Source organism: Siminovitchia thermophila, from assembly GCF_016909185.1.
GTDB classification, from domain to species: domain Bacteria; phylum Bacillota; class Bacilli; order Bacillales; family Bacillaceae_C; genus Siminovitchia; species Siminovitchia thermophila.
In genome coordinates, this window is record NZ_JAFBFH010000009.1 from 103,722 (window position 1) to 124,397 (window position 20,676).

At 43.0% G+C, this 20,676-nt stretch carries 19 protein-coding genes and 1 other annotated feature; of the genes, 5 read left to right on the plus strand and 14 right to left on the minus strand.

The window, feature by feature from the left end:
- Nucleotides 1-362 precede the first annotated feature (362 nt).
- On the plus strand, nucleotides 363-908 hold the full coding sequence (locus JOC94_RS08365; RefSeq protein WP_171973818.1) for a YusW family protein: 546 nt from the start codon (nucleotides 363-365) through the stop codon (nucleotides 906-908).
- Nucleotides 909-1,035: 127 nt separating this feature from the next.
- Nucleotides 1,036-1,275, plus strand: a complete 240-nt coding sequence (locus tag JOC94_RS08370) for a hypothetical protein (RefSeq protein ID WP_139345564.1) — start codon at nucleotides 1,036-1,038, stop codon at nucleotides 1,273-1,275.
- Nucleotides 1,276-1,481: 206 nt separating this feature from the next.
- Here the strand turns inward: JOC94_RS08370 and thrS are convergent, their stop codons facing one another.
- The 5 genes from thrS to nrdR all read right to left on the minus strand — a co-directional run bounded on the left by thrS (nucleotide 1,482) and on the right by nrdR (nucleotide 7,940).
- A complete protein-coding gene (gene thrS, locus JOC94_RS08375; RefSeq protein WP_077110112.1) occupies nucleotides 1,482-3,413 on the minus strand; it encodes a threonine--tRNA ligase in 1,932 nt (643 codons plus the stop codon).
- A gap of 43 nt (nucleotides 3,414-3,456) precedes the next feature.
- Nucleotides 3,457-3,677, minus strand: a binding site (T-box leader).
- A 61-nt stretch (nucleotides 3,678-3,738) separates the two neighbouring features.
- Entirely contained in the window at nucleotides 3,739-4,545 is an 807-nt protein-coding gene (locus JOC94_RS08380) for a putative sporulation protein YtxC (RefSeq protein WP_077110111.1), read from the minus strand.
- Between the two features lie 573 nt (nucleotides 4,546-5,118).
- On the minus strand, nucleotides 5,119-6,054 hold the full coding sequence (dnaI, locus tag JOC94_RS08385; RefSeq protein ID WP_077110109.1) for a primosomal protein DnaI: 936 nt from the start codon (nucleotides 6,052-6,054) through the stop codon (nucleotides 5,119-5,121).
- Nucleotides 6,038-7,468 carry a replication initiation and membrane attachment family protein gene (locus JOC94_RS08390; RefSeq protein ID WP_077110108.1) on the minus strand — a complete coding sequence of 477 codons (1,431 nt, stop codon included), beginning with the start codon at nucleotides 7,466-7,468 and terminating at the stop codon, nucleotides 6,038-6,040. The genes dnaI and JOC94_RS08390 overlap by 17 nt, the downstream gene beginning before the upstream one ends.
- 16 nt (nucleotides 7,469-7,484) lie before the next feature.
- Nucleotides 7,485-7,940: a transcriptional regulator NrdR gene (gene nrdR / locus JOC94_RS08395; RefSeq protein WP_077110107.1), complete on the minus strand. Its 456-nt coding sequence runs from the start codon at nucleotides 7,938-7,940 to the stop codon at nucleotides 7,485-7,487.
- A 208-nt stretch (nucleotides 7,941-8,148) separates the two neighbouring features.
- Between nrdR and lepB the strand changes: the two genes are divergently transcribed.
- Nucleotides 8,149-8,697: a signal peptidase I gene (gene lepB, locus JOC94_RS08400; protein ID WP_077110106.1), complete on the plus strand. Its 549-nt coding sequence runs from the start codon at nucleotides 8,149-8,151 to the stop codon at nucleotides 8,695-8,697.
- A 56-nt stretch (nucleotides 8,698-8,753) separates the two neighbouring features.
- On the plus strand, nucleotides 8,754-8,933 hold the full coding sequence (locus JOC94_RS08405) for a hypothetical protein (protein WP_077110105.1): 180 nt from the start codon (nucleotides 8,754-8,756) through the stop codon (nucleotides 8,931-8,933).
- Nucleotides 8,934-9,349: 416 nt separating this feature from the next.
- On the opposite strand, the gene JOC94_RS08410 is transcribed toward JOC94_RS08405, so the two are convergent.
- The 5 genes from JOC94_RS08410 to polA all read right to left on the minus strand — a co-directional run bounded on the left by JOC94_RS08410 (nucleotide 9,350) and on the right by polA (nucleotide 15,952).
- Nucleotides 9,350-10,378 carry a glyceraldehyde-3-phosphate dehydrogenase gene (locus JOC94_RS08410; RefSeq protein WP_077110226.1) on the minus strand — a complete coding sequence of 343 codons (1,029 nt, stop codon included), beginning with the start codon at nucleotides 10,376-10,378 and terminating at the stop codon, nucleotides 9,350-9,352.
- Between the two features lie 138 nt (nucleotides 10,379-10,516).
- Nucleotides 10,517-11,119 carry a dephospho-CoA kinase gene (coaE, locus tag JOC94_RS08415; RefSeq protein WP_077110104.1) on the minus strand — a complete coding sequence of 201 codons (603 nt, stop codon included), beginning with the start codon at nucleotides 11,117-11,119 and terminating at the stop codon, nucleotides 10,517-10,519.
- An 18-nt stretch (nucleotides 11,120-11,137) separates the two neighbouring features.
- Nucleotides 11,138-11,767, minus strand: coding sequence for a sporulation membrane protein YtaF (gene ytaF / locus JOC94_RS08420; protein ID WP_077110103.1), 630 nt, complete (start codon nucleotides 11,765-11,767; stop codon nucleotides 11,138-11,140).
- Between the two features lie 95 nt (nucleotides 11,768-11,862).
- Nucleotides 11,863-12,693, minus strand: coding sequence for a DNA-formamidopyrimidine glycosylase (gene mutM / locus JOC94_RS08425; protein WP_077110102.1), 831 nt, complete (start codon nucleotides 12,691-12,693; stop codon nucleotides 11,863-11,865).
- 625 nt (nucleotides 12,694-13,318) lie between these two features.
- A complete protein-coding gene (gene polA / locus JOC94_RS08430) occupies nucleotides 13,319-15,952 on the minus strand; it encodes a DNA polymerase I (protein WP_171973817.1) in 2,634 nt (877 codons plus the stop codon).
- Between the two features lie 117 nt (nucleotides 15,953-16,069).
- Between polA and JOC94_RS08435 the strand changes: the two genes are divergently transcribed.
- Entirely contained in the window at nucleotides 16,070-16,357 is a 288-nt protein-coding gene (locus JOC94_RS08435) for a hypothetical protein (RefSeq protein ID WP_077110101.1), read from the plus strand.
- 73 nt (nucleotides 16,358-16,430) lie between these two features.
- Here the strand turns inward: JOC94_RS08435 and hflC are convergent, their stop codons facing one another.
- The 4 genes from hflC to mdh all read right to left on the minus strand — a co-directional run bounded on the left by hflC (nucleotide 16,431) and on the right by mdh (nucleotide 20,606).
- Nucleotides 16,431-17,366 carry a protease modulator HflC gene (hflC, locus tag JOC94_RS08440; RefSeq protein ID WP_077110100.1) on the minus strand — a complete coding sequence of 312 codons (936 nt, stop codon included), beginning with the start codon at nucleotides 17,364-17,366 and terminating at the stop codon, nucleotides 16,431-16,433.
- Nucleotides 17,366-18,328 carry an FtsH protease activity modulator HflK gene (hflK, locus tag JOC94_RS08445; protein WP_077110099.1) on the minus strand — a complete coding sequence of 321 codons (963 nt, stop codon included), beginning with the start codon at nucleotides 18,326-18,328 and terminating at the stop codon, nucleotides 17,366-17,368. Before hflK ends, hflC begins: the two co-directional genes overlap by 1 nt.
- A 747-nt stretch (nucleotides 18,329-19,075) precedes the next feature.
- Nucleotides 19,076-19,525: a MaoC/PaaZ C-terminal domain-containing protein gene (locus tag JOC94_RS08450; protein WP_205179019.1), complete on the minus strand. Its 450-nt coding sequence runs from the start codon at nucleotides 19,523-19,525 to the stop codon at nucleotides 19,076-19,078.
- A 142-nt stretch (nucleotides 19,526-19,667) separates the two neighbouring features.
- Nucleotides 19,668-20,606 (minus strand): malate dehydrogenase, encoded by a 939-nt coding sequence (gene mdh, locus JOC94_RS08455; protein WP_077110096.1) that lies wholly within the window; start codon nucleotides 20,604-20,606, stop codon nucleotides 19,668-19,670.
- Nucleotides 20,607-20,676 lie beyond the last annotated feature (70 nt).

Below are 20,676 nucleotides of genomic sequence, written 5' to 3' on the forward strand. Positions count from 1 at the left end.
GGGGTTGACCGTCTGAATTAATGACCGGATTTTTTCACCAACATGCTTATTGTTTTCGATGTTTATCTTCTGTCAAATGATTGGCATTGCTATCATAGGTTATAGTGAGCTACCTTTTTATACGATGACCAATCGTCTGGCTTGCCTTTTATCTCGGTGGTATTCTTTATGGGGTATCTGCCCTTTTCAATTAAAAAACGTGGCCAATCCTTGATAAAGGAATAAGCCCAATGACGCCCTGAAATAGCAAATGACAATGATAAAATTGATCTCCTTACAAGGTTTCTATCGCAATCATGTTTATTTCCAAAGAAATGGGAAAAACTTTTTATAACAAATGCGTTTTGGAGGAGATCGCCAATATGAAAAAGTGGTTTTACGTATTTTTAACATCTTTATCCGTTTTTGGAATGGCCGCCTGCTCTGATGATCCTTCCATTGACAACCATCCGAAGGAGCAATTAACACAGTCTGCGAACGATAAATCCGCTAATACGAATGATGACGTTGTAAGGGAAGACGAAAGCGGCAATAATTCGGATGACGGAAATGTGAGAGCAATGGATGAACAAAAAATGATGGAAGAAATCCCTTTTACCAAGTTCAGCCTGGAAATAGATTATGCGCCTGATATGCAATATGACTTCGAATATGAAGTAAATGACAACGGTGCGAGCTATCGTGCGGAATTGGAAGATTCCGTCCATGATAAAAAATTAAAGGGAAAAGAGGCTTTTCAAACGCTTTATACATTAATGCAAGACATCCACCTGGATGAAAACACAACGAAAGAGGAAGCGATGCAACAAATTTTCGATACATTTCAAATCGATGACAATTATACGAAGTTTGAACTCGATTATGTATTAAAAAACGGAACGAAGAAAGAGTTTGAAGATCGAAAATAAGGTTGGAGACGCAAAAACCTCTGCTAAACTGGAGTAGGCTCTGACATTCCCGAATACCGAGCCAAACCAACGACTCAAAAAATCGACAAAAGCTGTAAAATGGATCCCTTGGTCATGTGCAATACTGTTGACTGAAATCGTTCAAAAGCCGAAAAAACGACTATTGGACACTTCCAACTCGGAACTCGATCTCGGCCGGCTGGTGACCGTGTTGGCAAATTCGCCGTTGACGGGCACGAGCTTGCCGGTCCACGGCCATTTTAAGAGGGCTGTTCCGCAATCAGTGAAATCTGATTTGGCGAAACAGCCCTTATTTTTTCTCTCGGACAAAACCTCCACAACCGCTCTCCTGAATGTGGAGGAATGATCCTCATACAATGATCAAACCCACTCCCGGTGATTTTCGCTTATCATACAGGCGGCGAACGTCCTTTTTTCTAATGGAGCTGTAAAGGAAAGGCTATTCCCGCCACTTAAAACCTGCCAGCGATATGATTGGTTGTCTTGCAATCGTCCGATTTCTGTACTACCATGATTTCCCGGGTAATTGCTAGTAGCTGATTCAAGCGGCGGTTACTGATATTTTTCTACAACTTCTTTCAGTTCTTCGATAAATTGCCGGAGCGGAAGCGTTTCTGTTTTTTTCTCGCCGTATTTTCTGATGTTGACTGTTTCAGAGCTTACTTCCTGATCGCCCACAACGATCATATAAGGGATTTTTTGCATTTGTGCTTCCCGGATTTTATAGCCAATTTTCTCGTCGCGCTTATCCATTTCAACACGGAAGCCGTTCGCTTTCAATGTATCGGTGACCTGTTTGGCATAGTCGAAGTGGACATCCGGCGAAACAGGAATCACCTCGACCTGTACAGGCGCAAGCCAAGTTGGGAATGCACCTTTATATTCCTCAATTAAAAATGCGACAAATCGTTCCATCGTTGATACGACGCCGCGGTGAATCACAACTGGACGATGCTGCTTCCCGTCTTCTCCGATATAGGTCAAGTCCAGCTTTTCAGGAAGCAAGAAGTCCAATTGTACAGTGGATAACGTTTCTTCCTTTCCGAGAGCCGTCTTCACTTGGACGTCCAGTTTCGGTCCGTAAAATGCCGCTTCTCCTTCCGCTTCATAATAATCGAGGTTCAAGTCGTCCATCGCTTCTTTCAGCATCGCCTGCGCTTTTTCCCACATTTCGTCATCATCATAGTACTTCTCCGTATCTTCCGGATCACGATACGAAAGGCGGAATGAATAATCCTTTAAATCGAAGTCCCGATATACTTCTTCGATCAATTGAACAACCCGGATAAATTCTTCTTTGATTTGATCGGGCCGGACAAAGATATGGGCATCATTTAATGTCATGCCGCGAACCCGCTGCAGGCCGGAAAGCGCGCCTGACATTTCATAGCGATGCATCGTGCCGAGTTCCGCTATTCGAATCGGCAATTCGCGATAACTGTGGATTTCATTTTTATAGATCATCATGTGATGCGGGCAATTCATGGGCCGCAAGACAAGCTGTTCATTGTCCATGTCCATGATCGGGAACATGTTCTCTTGATAATGATCCCAATGGCCGCTTGTCTTATATAAATCGACACTGCCCAAAACAGGTGTATAGACATGGTCATAGCCAAGCTCCACTTCTTTATCCACAATATAGCGTTCGATAATTCTGCGGATCGTTGCTCCTTTTGGCAACCAAAGCGGCAACCCTTGTCCCACTTTTTGCGAGTTTGTGAATAAGCTGAGCTCTTTTCCAATCTTGCGGTGATCCCTCTCCTTTGCTTCTTCCAGCATTTTGAGATGGGCCTCAAGCTCGCTCATTTTAAAGAACGCCGTTCCATAAATGCGTTGAAGCATTTTATTATTACTGTCACCGCGCCAGTATGCGCCTGCAATGCTTAACAGCTTGAATTGTTTTATTTTCCCTGTAGAAGGAACATGTACGCCCCTGCACAAGTCATAAAATTCACCCTGCTCATAGATCGTGACTTTTTCCTCTTCCGGAATGGCGTCAATCAATTCCAGCTTGTACGGATCATGGGAAAAAAGCTTTTTCGCTTCATCTCGCTCCACTTCTTTCCGTACGATTTCCAAATTTTCACTGATGATTTTTTTCATTTCTTTTTCAATTTTTGGCAAATCTTCAGGTGTCAAGGAATGATCCAAATCCATGTCATAGTAAAACCCGCCTTCAATAACAGGACCGACACCGAGTTTGACGCCCGGATATAACCGCGAAACCGCCTGGGCCATTAAGTGTGCTGTACTATGGCGCAATATTTCCAGTGCTTCTTCACTGCCCGCCGTGACAATTTCAATGCTTCCATTTTCCTGGATCGGTGTCCGCAGGTCGAGCAAACGGCCATTCAGTTTACCGGCTATCGCACTTTTCCGTAAACCCGTGCTGATTGACCCTGCTATCTCTTCAGTTGTCGTTCCTTTTGGGAATTCTTTCACCGCTCCGTCCGGAAAAGTAATTTGTAGTTGTTCAGTCAATGCTATCCTCTCCTTTTCCAAAATAAAAAAAACCCGCCCCCCAGAAAGGGACGAGTTTGTTCACGTGGTTCCACCCTAATTCTCATTGGCAAACAGCCAATGACTTTCAGAAGATGTAACGGAAGTCTCCGCCATTCACTACTGTAAATTCGAGAATGGAGTTCCAAGGGGGTAAGCATTCAAATCGTGTTGGGAAGCTCCCAGCTTCATCTTCCCTCTCTGTAAACCGTAAGTGAACACTCATGTCCTTGTCATAACCTTTTCATGATATGATTATGTAGGTTATTATAGATCGTTGTTTGAGGAAATGCAAGGGGTTGACTGATCATTTACGGAAATCGGCAAGAGGAAGAATTTTCAATCTTTCTTCAAAAATGTTTAACAATGTACGGATAATCGCTTTTTCCTCAGAATCGGTGTAAAGTAAAATTTCATTAGGCGCGATGGAAAGAAGCGGAGCGATCACGGCTGAGTCAATATAAACAGGATGATTGAACAATAGGCGGCGATCCACCAGTTTCATGACTTCATCCCTTGTCATGACTTTGGAGTTTTCATCGTAAAAACATACAGGGTCCGTTAGTGACAAGTGAACGAGCTTTTTTTTCGGCTCTTGCTTGTGTAAATAGTCTCTGAGCATGCTAACAAACATTTGATAATCCTGCTCCATTTTATATTCATCAATGGCAACACACAAATATTTCTTCAGCGCATCATAATAATCTTGCAGCCGAAACGTTAACAAAGAATCAAACAAAACGGCATCACTTGTTTCAAAAACGGCGATTACAGCTTGTTTAACAATGGAATGCTCATTCATCTTGCCTGTAAATGCCGTCAGTTCTTTTCGTTTCCCCAAACACATCGCTGTAACAATGTCGATAATTTGTATGCGCTCCTCTTCATTCTCATAAAAAAAGTGAGTGGACAACATCTTATCCAAAAATTCGGCTCTTTTTACATTTATAATAAAGTCCGTTAAAGCTTCTGCATAACGATCCGTGTTTTCGTCTCGCGGAAAAAAGAATACATAACGGTTTTGTTGTTTTGTATAGGATAAATGTACGCCCGTTTTGGTAAAGAAAGATTGTAACTGACAAGCATCCTCTTCAGTTAAAAAAATGAGTTCCAAGACGGCCCCCTCCTCATTCAAAAACTTTACTGCACTGATATATGTATATGGAGGGCACGTCCACGCTATGCCAATGAATGAAAAAAGCGATGGATTTAACTGGGAATGGCGCCGTTAAAAAGCTGCGGAACGGGATTGCGAGATCTTTGTGGGAAAAGTCGCCAGCTTTTCATCGTTTTCGCCAAGTAGCAACTATTCATTTCATTGGGATAACACGATCTGTAACATGGCTTTGGCTTGCCGTTTTGTTTGTCTGGGCTTTTGTCGGGCTTGATTTTCCTCCAGAAGGAATCATTGGAAATAAGCTTAAACATGGCGCAGTTCGTTTTTTGACTTGACTTGCAACCACGTTTAAAGATCGCCATTTGGAACCGTAAAGATCTGGCACATGGAAAATACCTGGAGTTTTCAATTCAAAACGAAGCAGGAGATGTATCCTGCGGCCTAACTTTACACTGCGGGCAGCTTGAAAACAGCCTGCATCCTTCACAAAGCATAGTCAGGATACAGGCTGTTTTTTGACAGTACGGTGGAGGCAGGCTTATTATTTTTGACAGGCCGGTGAATGCAAGCTTATTTATGTCTTCGGTTCGGTCCATCAAGTTTGATCGGCTTGGCAAGATATTTTATGCGCTCCATAATCCGTTTGGCTTTCATCTTCTCTTCTTCACCACGTTGGGTATAAGTTAAGTGGTGTTCAAGACTTTGAAAATCAAAATTAGAAGTAAAAAAGGTTGGAAGATGTTCGTGCATGCGGTATTGCAAAATAGAGCCGAGAATTTCGTCCCTCGTCCAGCTTGACATCGATTCCGCGCCAATGTCATCAAGCATCAGGATGTGCGCGTTTTTGGCAAGCTCCAGCTTCTCACTCAATGTTTGATCGCCAAGTGATTGTTTCATTTCCCGGAAAAACTCCGGGACGTAAACGATAAAAGAGGACACCCCTTTTTCCGCCAATTGATTGGCAATTGCCCCCAACAAATAAGATTTACCGACACCGAAACCTCCATATAAAAACAAACCTTTCATTTTCTTTTGCGGGTCGAATTCGGCGGCAAATTTTTCCGCATATTCGAAAGCATCAATCCTGCCGGGGCTGTCCAAAGAAAAATCGGCAAAGGAGGCTTGTAATATATCCTTCGGAACATAAAAGCTCTTAATCAATCTTTCTGTTTTTCTTCGCTCGTCATCAATGAGCTTTTTGGCACATGGCCTGTAATGAACCTCGATCGTTTGGCCATTTATGACGAGAGAAGGTTCATATCCCTCCATCATATTCATACAGTTGGCAAGATCCGGACAATCCGCGCAATTTTTTGTTTGGGATATGTATTCGTAAAGCTTGATTAAGTTGGTTTCGACCATGGTTCTCGTGACGTGTCCCGCGTTTTCTCTGATAAACGCTTGGACATCGGGATGATGTAGCACTTCCTGCTTCAAATCTTCAAACCTTCTTTTAAAAGCCTCTCCCCCGGAAAGCCTGCTTAATGTATCATTGATTCGTTCCACCTTTTTCACCTCCCTGTTTTTGATATTTTTGTTGAATGGCTTTCAATCTGCGGCGACGTTCATCCAGTTTATCGGAACCCTTTGCAGTCTGTGACTGGCTTGTTGGGACTTGTTCTTGATCTTCATCCAGAAACCAGTCGGGAAGCATTTCCGTTCGAATTGGTTTTTTCCGTGCTTCCTTCCCGTCTTTTTTGCTGCTTGCCCATGATTGATATTGGCGATGTTCGCTTTTCGCCAATTCCATCGCCGCTTTGACTGTTTTTATTTTTTTTCGGGCCCAATGGGAAGCGATTTTTTCCATATAATTTTTGGACAGCTTCATATCTGTTTTTAACATGACATAGTGGATCAGCACATTTATGACTCCAGGGTCAAGCTTCTGGCCAAGCATCACATCTTCTACAGCAGTCAAATCAGACATTGCCGGCAGTGCGCCCCCCGATAGATCAATTAATAACTGACGGGGTGATGTTGTTTCCAAATAGTAAATCAACTTACTCTCTTTGGTATCTCCTGGCCCTTCGCTTTCACGCAGATTCGGCGGCTGAACCCGGTTGACCAATTGCGGAAGCATATCTTCATTTTCCATTTGATACCAGTCACGTGCCCATTTTCTCAGTTCATCGAGATCAATCGTTTCATCTGCTGTCATGCTGGAAAGAATGATTTTTTGCATTTCCACCTCGTTGATCGAGTAAAGGAACGCCAGCTTTTTGATCGTATCTTTTACAGTCGGCGTCAACAGTTTTCTGGGAACCATAGAAGTTGTTAAACCTGATAATAACAAATCAAAGTCAAAATGATTTCCAGAAATTCGAATCGGCTCCGCCGTTTTTCGCTGAACAAAGGAAGTGTTCTCTTCAGGTTCGCTCGCCTTTTCACCTTTTCCTGAATGCAATGCTTCAACGCTCATTGAAGTAAACACATCTTGGAATGTGCGGGTAATTTCTTTGTATTCAGCAGATTTTATATTTTTTTCCAAAAATTGGCCTTTCAGTTTCATAAAGTGAGTGTGGCCTATTTTTTGATAAAGATAGATATTTAACATACCATCTGTAAAAAACTGTTCGGCAGATAACGGGGGCTGAAGTTCATAAATATAGGCTCTTTTTTCATCGGTGCTTTTTCTGTAAGTTTTTAAAAGTCCGATCCCTTCCAGTTTTAATCTTGCTTCGTAAATTTCTTCCAAGTTGAGTTCCATTAAATTCATCAGTTGATAATGGTTCCATTCATTTGAAGATAGGCTGTTTTTTTCCACGGCATATGTAAGTGTATTGTATAAATTTGTACTGACTACTCCGATAAGAGGCTGGTATAAAAGTGAAATCACTTTCTTATCATATTCATGGAGTACACCGTTCATTGTAACAAAAAGACTATCGACAGGCTGAACTTCATTCCAATATTGCTTCACGCCAAACACACTTTCACTAATCTTTTTTAATCAATTCTTTTAACTCGTCAAGAAATACATTAATATCTTTAAACTGTCTATATACGGAAGCGAAGCGGACGTATGCCACTTCATCCACTTTTGCCAACTTGTCCATAACCATTTCTCCGATTATTTCGGATTTCACTTCAGGCTGGCCCAGACGGCGCAGTTCGCTTTCAATGTCATTTGTAATTTTTTCAAGCTGATCAAGGGTGACAGGGCGTTTTTCACAAGCCCTAATCAAACCGCGTAAAATTTTTTCACGGCTGAATTCTTCACGTATCCCTTCTTTTTTAATGACGATTAGAGGCATTTCTTCGACTCTTTCAAAGGTGGTGAAGCGGTGGGAACAGCGTTCACATTCCCTTCTTCTTCTGATGGACCTCCATTCGTCCGCCGGTCTCGAGTCTACGACACGTGTACCATTATGCTTGCATGAAGGACATTTCATCTTCTCAGCTCCGTTCCAGTGTGCTTCTCCCATTATACAGCAATTGAAGAGGAAAGAAAAAGGAGAAAAACGGGAGGCAGGGGATTGCCTTGAAAAGCTTTTCAGTAAAACAGCATAAAAGGAAAAATGATACATAAAATATCTTGTTTATACGGATTGATATGGTACAGTAAATATATATAAATAGGAAATTTGGAGGGGGAGTCCTTTGAAAGAAAGCACTAAGGAAGAAATAGTTTCCTGGATGAAATCACTCGCATTTGCAGTTATTATCACACTTGTTTGCAGACAATTTCTCTTCTCGCCCATCACTGTATTTGGAGAATCCATGTCGCCTTCCTTTGAGGATCACGACAAGGTAATCATTAGCAAAACCTCCAAAATTCAACGGTTTGATGTGGTTGTTTTTGATGCGCCGGATAACGAAGATGAGCACTATATTAAACGTGTCATTGGACTTCCGGGAGACAGCATTGAAATGAAAAATGACACTCTTTATATCAATGGAAAGCGATTCAAGGAGCCGTATTTAACGGAAAATAAAGAAAACAATCCATTTCACAAACTGACCGAGGACTTTTCTTTACAGGAGAAAACTGGAAAAGCCAAGGTTCCGGAACAAATGTTGTTCGTGATGGGCGATAACCGCTTAAACAGCAAGGATAGCCGTACATTCGGGCTCATTTCTTATGATGCTGTGATTGGCGAAGTAAAATTCCGCATTTATCCATTTGAAGCATTTGGGCCATCCAGCTAATGACGGTTCATATAGCATCCTGCTATTGAGGTATAAGACGAGAAGGAAAATCGGTAATGAAGAGCAGAGGCTGGCCAATGTTGCCCGTTATTATCGGAAAGCTATTTACATTGATGAAGCTTTTTCGAACAGGCTTTATATTGGTGGAAGCTTATCGAGTTCCTTCGTTGGACGGACACGATAAAACAGATGGATGGCCGGGTTTGGGCTTTCTTCCCTTGGACGGCTACGACTAGCCGGGTTTGGGACGCTTTTGCGATTTTTTTCTTAGGTGCGGTTCGCAGGGGTTTGGTAACCGCTTTTGCGATTTTTCTTGAGGTGCTGTTCGCAGGGGGTTGTGACCGCTTTTGTGATTTCCTGCCTTGGACGGGACGATGAACAATAGATGGATGAACTCTTTTACGATTTTCTCTCTTGGATAAGGACGATTAGTCGGGTTTGGTAACCGCTTTTGCGATTTTTCACACTTGATGGCAAGGTTGACCTTGAAAGAATTTCATGCCGTATTTACTAAAAGCACCTTCGGAATGGCGCATGTTATTTTAACATACACGTCCGAAGGTGTTTTATGTTTCTCATTTCAACAGGTCGGTGCAGATCAAACAGATTTTTCCGCCTGATTGATTTTAAGGGCTTTTTAGAAAACCCTAAATTAACCAGCTTTTACTTCTTTTTTGTTTAGTAAGGATGCTACATAAGTAACGAGATCCACTACACGACAAGAGTATCCCCACTCATTATCATACCAAGCCAATACTTTGACTTTTTTTCCTTCCATGACAATTGTGGAAAGTCCATCAATAATCGCAGAGTGCGGGTTTGTATTAAAATCAATCGAGACGAGTGGTTCTGTTGTAAATTCCAATATACCGTTTAAAGAACCATTGGCCGCTTTTTTAAACGCATTGTTGATCTCTTGTACGGTTACTTCGCGTTTTACATCCACAACTAGATCTACAAGCGATACGTTTGGTGTTGGTACGCGAAGTGCCATTCCGTGTAACTTCCCTTTTAATTGAGGGAGGACAAGCGACAAAGCTTTTGCAGCCCCGGTTGTTGTGGGAATGATGGATTGAGCGCATGCTCGGGCACGGCGCAAGTCTTTATGCGGGTTATCAAGGTTCTTTTGGTCATTTGTATAAGCATGAACAGTTGTCATTAAACCATTCTCGATTCCGAATGAATCGTCCAGTACTTTTGCAACAGGCGCAAGACAGTTAGTCGTACAGGAAGCATTTGAAATAATGTCATGCTTATCAATGTTTAAGTCGTTTTCGTTTACTCCCATCACAATTGTAACATCTTCATTTTTCCCTGGCGCGGTCAAGATGACTTTTTTGGCACCGGCCTCAAGATGCATTGCAGCCTTGTCACGAGCGTTAAATTTTCCCGTCGCTTCAATGACAATGTCTATATTCAATTCATCCCACGGAAGTTCACGAGGATTGCGGTTATTTAACAATGTAATTTCCTTGCCGTTAACTACAAGGGCTTGTTCTTTCGGTTGCACATCAGCCTCGAATTTTCCGTGAGTTGTATCGTATTTAATAAGATGGGCAAGCGTTTCAGGCGGATAACTGGCATTGATCGCCACGATATTAAAACGGTCCTCCATGATCGCTTTTCTAAATACCATGCGGCCAATACGGCCAAATCCATTAATCGCAACATTAGCCTTCATCATTACCGGGAGCCCCCTATATAGTGTTATACTGTAATTTCATATTATCGTAATTAGTATAACATAATTATCATAAAAAGGAACAATAAAATGTGTCTGTTATCTTAACCAAAAACAAGAGCGCCCATCCACTCCTGTTTAAGGTACCATTTTCCATTTTTTAATGAGGTCTTCGACTTGTCTTTCTGTTTCACTGAGCGAACCATTATTATCAATCACAGCATCGGCCATTTCCTTTTTCTGTCTTAATGGCAGTTGCGATGCGATCCGTGCCCGGGCTTCATCTTCCCTGAACGAATTTCTTTCCATAAGTCTTTGGAGTTGTGTTTCTTCGTCAACGTAAACGACAATCGTTTTATCGACCATATGAAGGAGATTACTTTCAAACAATAACGGAATATCCAAAATGATTGTTTTTTTTCCGTTTTGAATGGCCGCTTCCTGCCACTCTTTCATTTTTTCCCGAACAGCGGGATGTACGATGGCATTCAGCTTCTTTCTTTTTTCCTCATCATTGAATACAATAGTTCCAAGCTTTTCCCTATTGAGTGTCCCGTCATTTTGTATAATGCCCTCGCCAAATTGACTTACCACCTGCTTATATGCGGATGCTCCGGGTTCAACAACCTTTCTTGCCGCGAGGTCTGCATCAACTATTGTAAATCCGCGTTGTTCAAGCATTTGGGAAACAGTGCTTTTGCCGCTTGCGATTCCTCCGGTTAAACCTATGATCAATGCCATGAAACTAGCCTCTTTCCACTACATTTTTAAAATGCCAATTAGTATGAGTAATAACCCCGGAAAAAAAGTGATTTTTTGCATTGCTTTCATATGAGAGAATAACTTGCCAAGAGCAAGCCCGGCACTTAAAAAAAGAACACCTGACAAGGCAGCAGCCCCGGATAAAAGCAAAGGACTAAAACCAAGCATGGCCGCACCGATCCCCACCCCAAAAGCATCAAGAGAAAGGGCGGCACCAAGCATGATCGCTTCCAGTCCGGTGATCGTGCCCGAACTGTCAAAATCTGCTCGTGTCGGCTTTTTCAAAATGTGAATGACAATGCCGAGCGATTTAATTTCCCAGTTAAATTCAAATTTCTCATGCGACCCCGAATGTTCTATTTCTGATCTAAAAAATTGAAATATGATCCAACTGCCGATGATAATCAATATCATGCCGCCAATCCGGCTGGCAGCAAGCGGCGATAAAAAACTTTGAATGAACTGCCCAAACAACATGGCGATGCCAAGCGAAAGGGCGGTACAAAATGCGATTATCATAATGGATTTAAATGGTATTCTCATTTTCCTAAGGCCATATGCGAATCCGGTGCCCAATCCATCCAAACTGATTGCAACCGCCAGCAATAAAAGAGAGATGTAGCTCATCGGCCAGCTCCTTTCCCTTCAATGTCGGTAAATCAGTATATGAAATGAGCTGGCTGATGGTTAATCACATTTGGGCGTAACACACCTCAAGGCATTTATTCAATTATTTGGCATGATGGACAAAAATGGGTTCCTCTTCCCGCAGCTTTGATCTTTTCAAGCAGTGTACCGCAGCTTACACATTCTTGGCCATTTCTTCCATAAACGTGAAGGCTATTTTGAAATGAGCCGGCCAAGCCTAGAGAATTCATGTACGTATTGACAGAACTCCCTCCGGCTTCTATGGCTTCGTTCAGCGTTTCAATCATTTGGCTTGTCAGCACCCGCGCTTCTTCTTCCGTTATCGTTTTTGCCCTCCGGCACGGGTGAATGCCGGCTCTGAACAGGACTTCATCCGCATATATGTTCCCGAGGCCGGCGACGATCGCTTGATCGAGTAGTACCGCCTTGATGATCCGGTCGGTTTTTTTGAGACGATCCATTAAATATTCGGCGGAAAAATCAGCGGAAAAAGGCTCTGGCCCCAACTTGGAGAGCGGAAGCTGGCCTTGCTCCGTCCCTTTTTTAAACAAATGCATTGTCCCGAACTTGCGGACATCACGGTAACGCAATTCCTCTCCATCCGTCAGACAAAACACAACGTGTGTATGCTTATCGGATGGATCACCCTTTTTATGAACGCTGTAATGCCCCTCCATACGTAAATGGGAGACAAGCGAATAGTCATCCAATTCAAATACAAGGAACTTTCCTTTTCTATTAAGTCCACGAAACGTCTGCCCGCGCAACGCGTCTTGAAATTGCTCGATTTCCAGTGGATAATGAATGATTTTGGGCCACCCAATGTGTATATCTTCCACTGTTTTCCCCTTTACCAGCTTTAATAAAGAGCGGCACACATTTTCCACTTCAGGCAATTCCGGCATCGATCCTTCCCCCCGTTGTCTTTCTGGTTCTGTTTTTTTCCCGCATTAACTGGCAGTACGACCTCCGCTTCAATTGGTAAAGTGAAGAGCATCTCCCAGCATGGCTCGAGTGCTTCACAAATAAAACACACGTTGATTGAAGTTTCTCCTTATCCAGCATTAACTGGCAGTACGACTTCCACTTCAATTGGTAAAGTGAGGAGCATCTCCCAGCATAGCTCGAGTGGTTTCACAAATAAAACACACGTTGATTGAAGTTTCGCCTTATCCAGCATTAACTGGCAACAAGCCCCCTCACTTCAAGAATTCCCGGTAAAGCAAGATTGGAAATGGGAGGAGCTATCGCCAGTAAAAGTCGACAGGACAGGAAAAAACTTCGACAGTGACACATCTCACCCAGTAAAAGTGTCCAATTATTCAAGAAGTCGACAAAGGCCTTGCGACGTACAGGTCCAGGATGTAGCGTACAAGTAAAGCGGACGTCGCTGCTTACACTTGCCAATAGCGGCTTTCGATTTTATTTCTATCAATGGGAAAATGCGGCTGGCGCCGTACCGTGTGGTACTGCCTGGCCTGTATTCCCCCACATCCTGGGGTGGGCCTCCCAGCTGATTGCTGTTTCACCTTATTTAGCATCGTACCATGTCGGTCCGTACGCATAGTCCACTTTCAGCGGAACTTTCAGCTCCAGCGCGTTTTCCATGACGCTTGGTACAAGTACCTTTAATTTTTCTATCTCATCTTTAGGCACTTCAAAGATTAACTCATCATGCACTTGGAGCAGGAGGCGCGCTTGAAGCCCGGTTTCTTCCAGTTTTTCCGCCATCTCGACCATCGCTTTCTTAATGATATCGGCCGCACTCCCTTGAATGGGGGTGTTCATGGCGGTTCGTTCGCCAAAACTTCTCACATTAAAATTTCTGCTCATAATTTCAGGTATATATCTTCTCCGGTGCAAAAGAGTGGATACATAGCCCTTTTGCTTTGCTTCCAACACGATGTCTTCCATATAATTTTTCACACCCGGAAAACTTTGCAAATAGCGCTCAATAAATTTTCCGGCCTCTTTTCTTGTAATTCCCAAGTTTTGCGATAAACCGTAATCGCTGATTCCGTATATGATTCCAAAGTTTACTGCTTTTGCCTGCCGCCTCATATTAGGGGTGACTTCCTCTTTGCTGACATGGAACACATCCATCGCAGTTTTTGTATGAATGTCCATATCTTGGCGAAAGGCCTCGATTAAATTTTCATCCTCCGCAATATGGGCGAGGACACGCAATTCAATTTGCGAATAATCCGCTGCAAAAATCACCCAGTCTTTCTGGGACGGGATGAATGCCTGGCGAATTTTCCGCCCTTCCTCAAGCCGGATCGGAATGTTTTGCAAATTGGGATCTGTAGAGCTGAGTCTTCCTGTTTGTGTTAAAGCTTGGTTAAATCGGGTGTGTACTTTGTCGGTGTCTTTTTGTACCACTTTAAGCAAACCTTCAATATAAGTTGATTGCAGCTTTCCAAGCTGGCGGTAGTTTAAAATTTCCTGGATGATTTCATGTGAAGGTGCCAGCTTCTCCAAAACATCCGCAGCTGTGGAATAGCCTGTTTTTGTTTTTTTAATGACTGGAAGTCCAAGCTTTTCAAAGAGGATGACCCCGAGCTGCTTCGGTGAATTAATGTTAAATTCCTGTCCGGCCAAATGATGAATTTTGGCTTCTATATCAGTAAGCCGCTCCGCCATTTCGCCACGCATTTTTTTCAGCCGTCCGACATCCACTTTTACACCTGTGTATTCCATTTTCGCCAAGACAAGTGACAGCGGAAGCTCCAGCTCGTAAAACAATTTTAACTGTTCGTTTTCTTTTAATTCATCGAGACATGTTTTGTATAAAGCATGAATCCCAAGCGCTTTTCTTGCCAAATGTTCGCCGAGCGCTTCTTTTTCTGCTACTTTTCTCTTGACCCCTTTGCCGTAAACAACTTCATCTGTTTCCACATCCGTGAAGCCGTGGCGTTTGGCTACTCCCGCAAAATCAGTTGTTGATTCGGAAGGGTTCAGCAAATAAGACGCCAGCAGCAGATCAAATTCGATGCCTTTTAATTCAATGCCGCGCCTTTTTAACGCTACAATGGAGCGCTTTGCATCATAAACCAACTTTTTCTGTGTATCATCTTCAGCCCATTTTTTAAAGGACGCTGATTGCAAGGCGATATCTGCCGGTAAAAACACCGGTCCGTTTTCATCCGCCAGCCCGAACCCGACAATTTCACCTGTATAATAATTTTCTTCGAGTACTTCCAGGTAAAAAGCCATTTGATTTGAGAAAAGATCCTCATTGATCGTTTCCACAGTTGTAAATTCGACTTGTTTTAATTCTGTACTTTCTTCAGGCGAATCTCCACCTTCTATTTTGTCCAACAGAGAATTAAATTCCAGTTCTTGAAACACTGCTTTCAAGTCGGCTGGATCGTAACCTTTGTATTCTATCTCATCCATTGAAATATCTACTGGAGCCGCGGTTTCAATCGTAGCAAGCTTTTTACTCAGTATGGCCAGATCTTTATGCTCCGTTAAACGCTCCTTCAGTTTGGGGCCGCTCACCTGGTCTATCGAGTCGAGCAAGGCTTCCAATGTCCCGAATTCTTTTAACAGTTTTATGGCCGTCTTTTCTCCAACTCCAGGAACACCAGGGATATTATCAGATTGGTCTCCCATTAATCCTTTCATATCAATGATTTGTCCAGGAGTGAGCCCGTACTTTTCCATCACGTGCTCGGGTGTGTAGTTCTCTATATCCGTCATACCTTTTCGCGTAATCCCGACTGTGACATGATCCGTGCTGAGTTGCGTCAAATCTTTGTCACCCGAAATAACCTTAACCTCATATCCATCTTTCTCCGCTTCGACAGCCAGCGTACCGATAATATCGTCCGCTTCATAATTTTCCAATTCGTACTGTTTAATACCATAAGCATTCAACAGTTCACGTAAAAACGGCAACTGCTCGGACAATTCGGGTGGCGTTTTTTGCCGTCCTCCCTTGTACTCTTGAAATGTTTTGTGCCGAAAAGTCGTCTTTCCCGCGTCAAATGCGACGAGGATGTGTGTTGGTTGTTCCTCTTCAAGGACTTTCATCAGCATGGTGGTAAAACCGTATACCGCATTCGTATATACGCCTTTGTTATTGTTCAACAGCGGCAACGCAAAAAAAGCGCGATAGGCGACACTATTTCCGTCGATCAGCATTAATTTTTTCTTCAAAACAAACCCTCCCAATGTTCCAGCTCGTCCAACATATCAATATATTTATTCTAGCACGTGGAATGGTGAAAGTGAAAAATTCGTTTCGGAAGATGATAAAGAGAGGAGAAATACTAAATGAATGTGGCTGTAAAAGAAAGTTTCTTTTATGAAGAAAAGCCGCCGGTCCAAAAGTCCGACGGCCACCTTTATCCCGCTTTATCTCGCAGCAATACTCTTAACCCTAAAGTAAGTCGAAAAAGGCTATCCGCCAGTAAAATCGGTTCGTTCAGGCCGACAGGACAAGAAAAGAGCGGCGACACATCACAAGAAGAAATATCCTTCTTTTTCATGGGGCTGGCGCAACATACAGGATGTGCGAGCGCAAGCGGAACCGCATCACAACAGCGTCGTAAGTTTTTTTGAGGACGTCGCTTGTCTGAACTTTCCAACGTGACGGTCGGATTCTGCTTCACCAGAAGATAAAGACCGTGCTATTTTATTGTGTGTAGCCCATCAACAGGCGTGCATATGGGGAATCAGCCGGAAGAACGATCACAGTATCTTCTCCGATCGTTTTCTTGTAAGATTCAAGAGTACGGTATAGTTGATAAAACTCCCGGTCCTTTGAAAAAGCCTCATTATACATTTTAGCAGCTTCTCCTTCCCCTTCGGAGCGGATTACTTCCGCGTCTGCCTGGGCTTTGGAGAGCATTTCACGAACTTTCCGATCCGTTTCCGCGGTAATTCGGTTCTTTTCCGCGTCACCCTTTGATAAATATTCCTGGGCTGTGGACTCTCGCTCGGAAATCATTCTCGTATAGACGGAATTCTCGTTTTCATTTGGCAAGTCCGTACGCTTCATGCGGACGTCTGTTACAACGACTCCATATTCATCATTGGCGAGAAGTTCATTTACCTTTTCTGTTACTCGGTCATTCAGACTACCCCGTGACGATTTCTCGTCATTTATGATTTCATCATAATTCAGTTGGCCCAATTCGGTTCGGATGACAGAGTAAATAAACTCTTCCATTCTTGATTCCGCGTTCTCTACCGTTCTCGCGTTTGTAATCATTTTTTTAGGAGAAACGATTTTCCAGAGGGCATAGTTGTCAATGATCATCCGTTTTTTATCTTTCGTATTAATTTCTGCACTGGAAACATCATATGTCATTTGGTATTTCGGCAAAGTGGAGACACTTTGGATAAATGGCACTTTCATGGAAAGCCCCGGCTCTGTCTTGATTCTTACTACCTCACCAAACTGTCGGACAACTTTATATTCGCCTTCTCTGACGATAAACAAGCTTGAAAGAAGTAGTACAAGCAATAAAATAATGATAAGAATAAAGATACCTATTTTCGTATATTTGCGCCATTGAATATCCACAGGCTTGCGCTCATTAAAATCGACCACTTTTTTGTCCAATATTATTCATCTCCCTTCGATTCATCGGATTTTTTCGGCTGTTGTTCTTTTTCCAATGGCCGAATCGGGAAATATTTCATTGTACTGCCATCGTCGTTCATAATATATATTTCGGCACCGGGCAACACCTGCTCGAGTGTTTCAATTGTAAGCCGCTCCCTCGTTACTTCCGGGCTGGATTTATATTGTTCATATAATTTATTAAAAACAGCTACATCCCCGCGGGCTGTTTCCAAACGGGCCGCTTTCTCCCCTTCAGCCTTATGCATAATGGCTGCTCTTTCACCTTCCGCCTCATTCAATCGCTGATTTTCATATTTTTTTGCTTCATTCATTTTCGTATTCATCGTTTCCCGGGCATCGGTCACGGCTGTAAAAGCACTGCGTACTTCTTTATTGGGCAATTCCACATCTTTTAATTTGACCGCCAAAATGGAAATCCCAATATCATATTTATCCATCAGGGAGGTTAGTAATTCCCGGACGCTTCCTTCAATTTCCGCTTTTCCGGAAGTTAGAGCATCGTCTATTTTTGAACTGCCGATAGTGCTCCTTAAAGAAGCGGATGTCGCATCGTATAAAACTTCTTTCGGGTTTTCGGAATGGAATAAGTATTTTTTCGGATCCGTAATTTTCCATTGTACAACAAGATCGGCATAGACGATGTTTTCATCACCTGTAATCATTTTTGTTTCATCCGAGAACTTTTCCTTTTTGCCGTTCTCTTCTTTATAACCAAACTCAAGGCTCATCGTTTCGCGGGCCAGCTTTTCTACGTTCTGTATCGGCCAAGGCAGCTTAAAATGGAGTCCAGGCTCTGTGACCGTATCTTCTGCTTTTCCAAATGTCAGTATAACAGCCTGGTCCGACTCTCCTAACGTGTACCAAGATGTAAACAAGGAGACAGTCAGAACGATCCCTGCTACAGCCATGCCGATGACAGAATATATCCTCTTTAAACTCATACCTCCACGTTCCTTTCTTATATTCTCTTATATTGTATTACGGAAGTATGGGAAAAAAGTTTCGGTGAATTGATTGACCTTCAAAATGAGGAAAGCACAAGTTAAAACAAGGACTGGCAGAGAACCAAAATGACATATCCTAGAAAACTGCCAATTTGCTGGCTCATGTACAATTCCTGTAGAAAAACGGATCTTGGAAATTTGCATCGTTTCCTCAAATAAAAACAGTGCCGTCAATAAAACCTTGTTGATTAAAGCTTGGGCCATTCGTCTCTGGCGCCTAAACCGCTATGTTTTGGAAAGCGTGTCCTTTTTCTTAGATTGGATGTTACGAACCCTCTTGTTCTCCGCCTATGAGACCTATTGAACACCTATCCGGCGAGAAGGCTCAATCGCCGATGGTCTTTACACTCGCACTCACTGGAGGCCCCTACTCTTACGGCGATGGCCTTAACGATTTCGCCACGAACTTGGACGCTCTGCTCTTACGGCGATGGCCTTAACGATTCGCACACACTTGGACCCCATCCATATGGCGATGTCCTTGTCGATTCGCACGCACTTGGACATCCTGTCCACACGGCGATATTCTTACCGATCGGGACGCACTTGGACGACCCATCCATACGCCGAAACTGGATATACCCTTTTCGGAAAGCATTTTGACCTATTTTTGTTCACAAAAAATAAAACAGACCGTTGGGCCTGTCTGAATAGGTATCATTTGCCTGTTTCCATATGAATTCATCAGCTTTCATTTCCATGGGGCGGGGCTACAAGAATCGCAGCCTTAATAACGGTTTGTTCATTTTCGTCCGTTCCTTTGACTTTTACTGTCACTGTATGGGCCTCGCGGTCAACATGTGCGACTTCAAATAAAAATTCAACCGTTGCATAATGATAAACTGGTTTGACAAATTCAATTTCTTGCTTAAGAACATGGGATCCCGGACCGGGTAAAAATTTCGTAATAGCAGAGGTAATAATCCCCGTCAGCATAACGGAAGGAACGATGGGTTTCTTATATGGCGTTTGGGAAGCATAGTCTTGCTGGATATAGAGAGGATTGGCATCATTCGTTAGACCTAGAAACAACAGTAGATCCTTATCTTCGATTTTTTCAGTCAGTTTTAATTTTTCACCTTCTGTTAATTCTCCAATCTGTCTCCCGAGCTTTCTTTTTTTCCCAAGTAACAATAAGAACACCTCCGTGTTTATAAGCGCTTACAACTCTCTTTTGAACATCATATCATGTCTTTTTTAAAAAACAAAGACTAAAAAATAATCCCCCGAATGAAAAGGTTCATTCGAGGGTAACAGGGCTTTTTAGTTGAGCATTCTACTCAAGAACGTTCATAACTTCGCGAACGGAATTGGCAGATTTGTTTAATGCAGCTTTTTCTTCCTCAGTCAGATCAAGTTCAATCACTTGCTCAATGCCATTTTTGCCGAGAATCGTAGGAACGCCGAGATATATGCCTTCAAACCCAAACTCCCCCTCAAGATACGCGATCGCTGGCAGAACTCTGCGTTGATCTTTGATAATGGCTTCAATCATTTCAACGAGAGAGGCAGCCGGGGCATAGTAGGCACTTCCGTTACCCAGCAAGTTTACAATTTCACCGCCGCCTTTTCTTGTGCGTTCGACAATGGCATCGAGCCGATCTTTCGGGATCAGCTTTTCAAGCGGAATACCGCCGGCATAGGAATATCGGACGAGCGGCACCATGTCATCGCCGTGTCCACCGAGAACAAAGCCGGTAATATCTTTTACGGATATATTTAGTTCTTGGGAAACAAATGTACGGAAACGCGCGGTATCAAGGACACCTGATTGTCCAATGACTCGCTCTTTCGGGAAACCGGATTCTTTGTAAACTGTGTACGTCATGGCGTCTACCGGATTCGTTAGAACGATGATGATACAGTTTGGTGAATACTTAACAATTTCCCGAGTAACGCTTCTCATGATCTTTTGGTTTGTTTGGACAAGATCGTCGCGGCTCATGCCTGGCTTGCGGGCGACTCCAGCCGTAATGACGACAACATCGGAATCTTTCGTGTCTTCATAGTTGGCAGTCCCGGTGATGTTGGCATCAAAACCTTGTACAGGACCCGCTTCCAACATATCCAGCGCTTTTCCTTTCGTCGGGTTTTCCATTTGTGGAATGTCGACGAGTACAACATCTCCAAGTTCTTTCTGCGCCGTTAAAAATGCAGTGGTAGCTCCCGTAAATCCTCCACCGATTACCGAGATTTTTTTCCGTTTCATTGACATGGAAGTTCCCTTCTTTCTTTAATTTTCCACACTTTTAGGCCGTTCTTTGAACAGCCTAAAAGTGTGTAGC

Bases quoted from the DNA above. Each gene is read 5' to 3' on its own strand.
- mutM (WP_077110102.1), bottom strand. From the start codon at position 12,693: ATGCCGGAATTGCCTGAAGTGGAAAATGTGTGCCGCTCTTTATTAAAG.
- JOC94_RS08435 (WP_077110101.1), top strand. From the start codon at position 16,070: ATGAATGTGGCTGTAAAAGAAAGTTTCTTTTATGAAGAAAAGCCGCCG.
- JOC94_RS08410 (WP_077110226.1), bottom strand. From the start codon at position 10,378: ATGAAGGCTAATGTTGCGATTAATGGATTTGGCCGTATTGGCCGCATG.
- ytaF (WP_077110103.1), bottom strand. From the start codon at position 11,767: ATGAGCTACATCTCTCTTTTATTGCTGGCGGTTGCAATCAGTTTGGAT.
- nrdR (WP_077110107.1), bottom strand. From the start codon at position 7,940: ATGAAATGTCCTTCATGCAAGCATAATGGTACACGTGTCGTAGACTCG.
- JOC94_RS08405 (WP_077110105.1), top strand. From the start codon at position 8,754: ATGAAGAGCAGAGGCTGGCCAATGTTGCCCGTTATTATCGGAAAGCTA.
- JOC94_RS08365 (WP_171973818.1), top strand. From the start codon at position 363: ATGAAAAAGTGGTTTTACGTATTTTTAACATCTTTATCCGTTTTTGGA.
- coaE (WP_077110104.1), bottom strand. From the start codon at position 11,119: ATGGCATTGATCATAGGTTTAACCGGAGGAATCGCAAGCGGCAAAAGC.
- mdh (WP_077110096.1), bottom strand. From the start codon at position 20,606: ATGTCAATGAAACGGAAAAAAATCTCGGTAATCGGTGGAGGATTTACG.
- hflK (WP_077110099.1), bottom strand. From the start codon at position 18,328: ATGAGTTTAAAGAGGATATATTCTGTCATCGGCATGGCTGTAGCAGGG.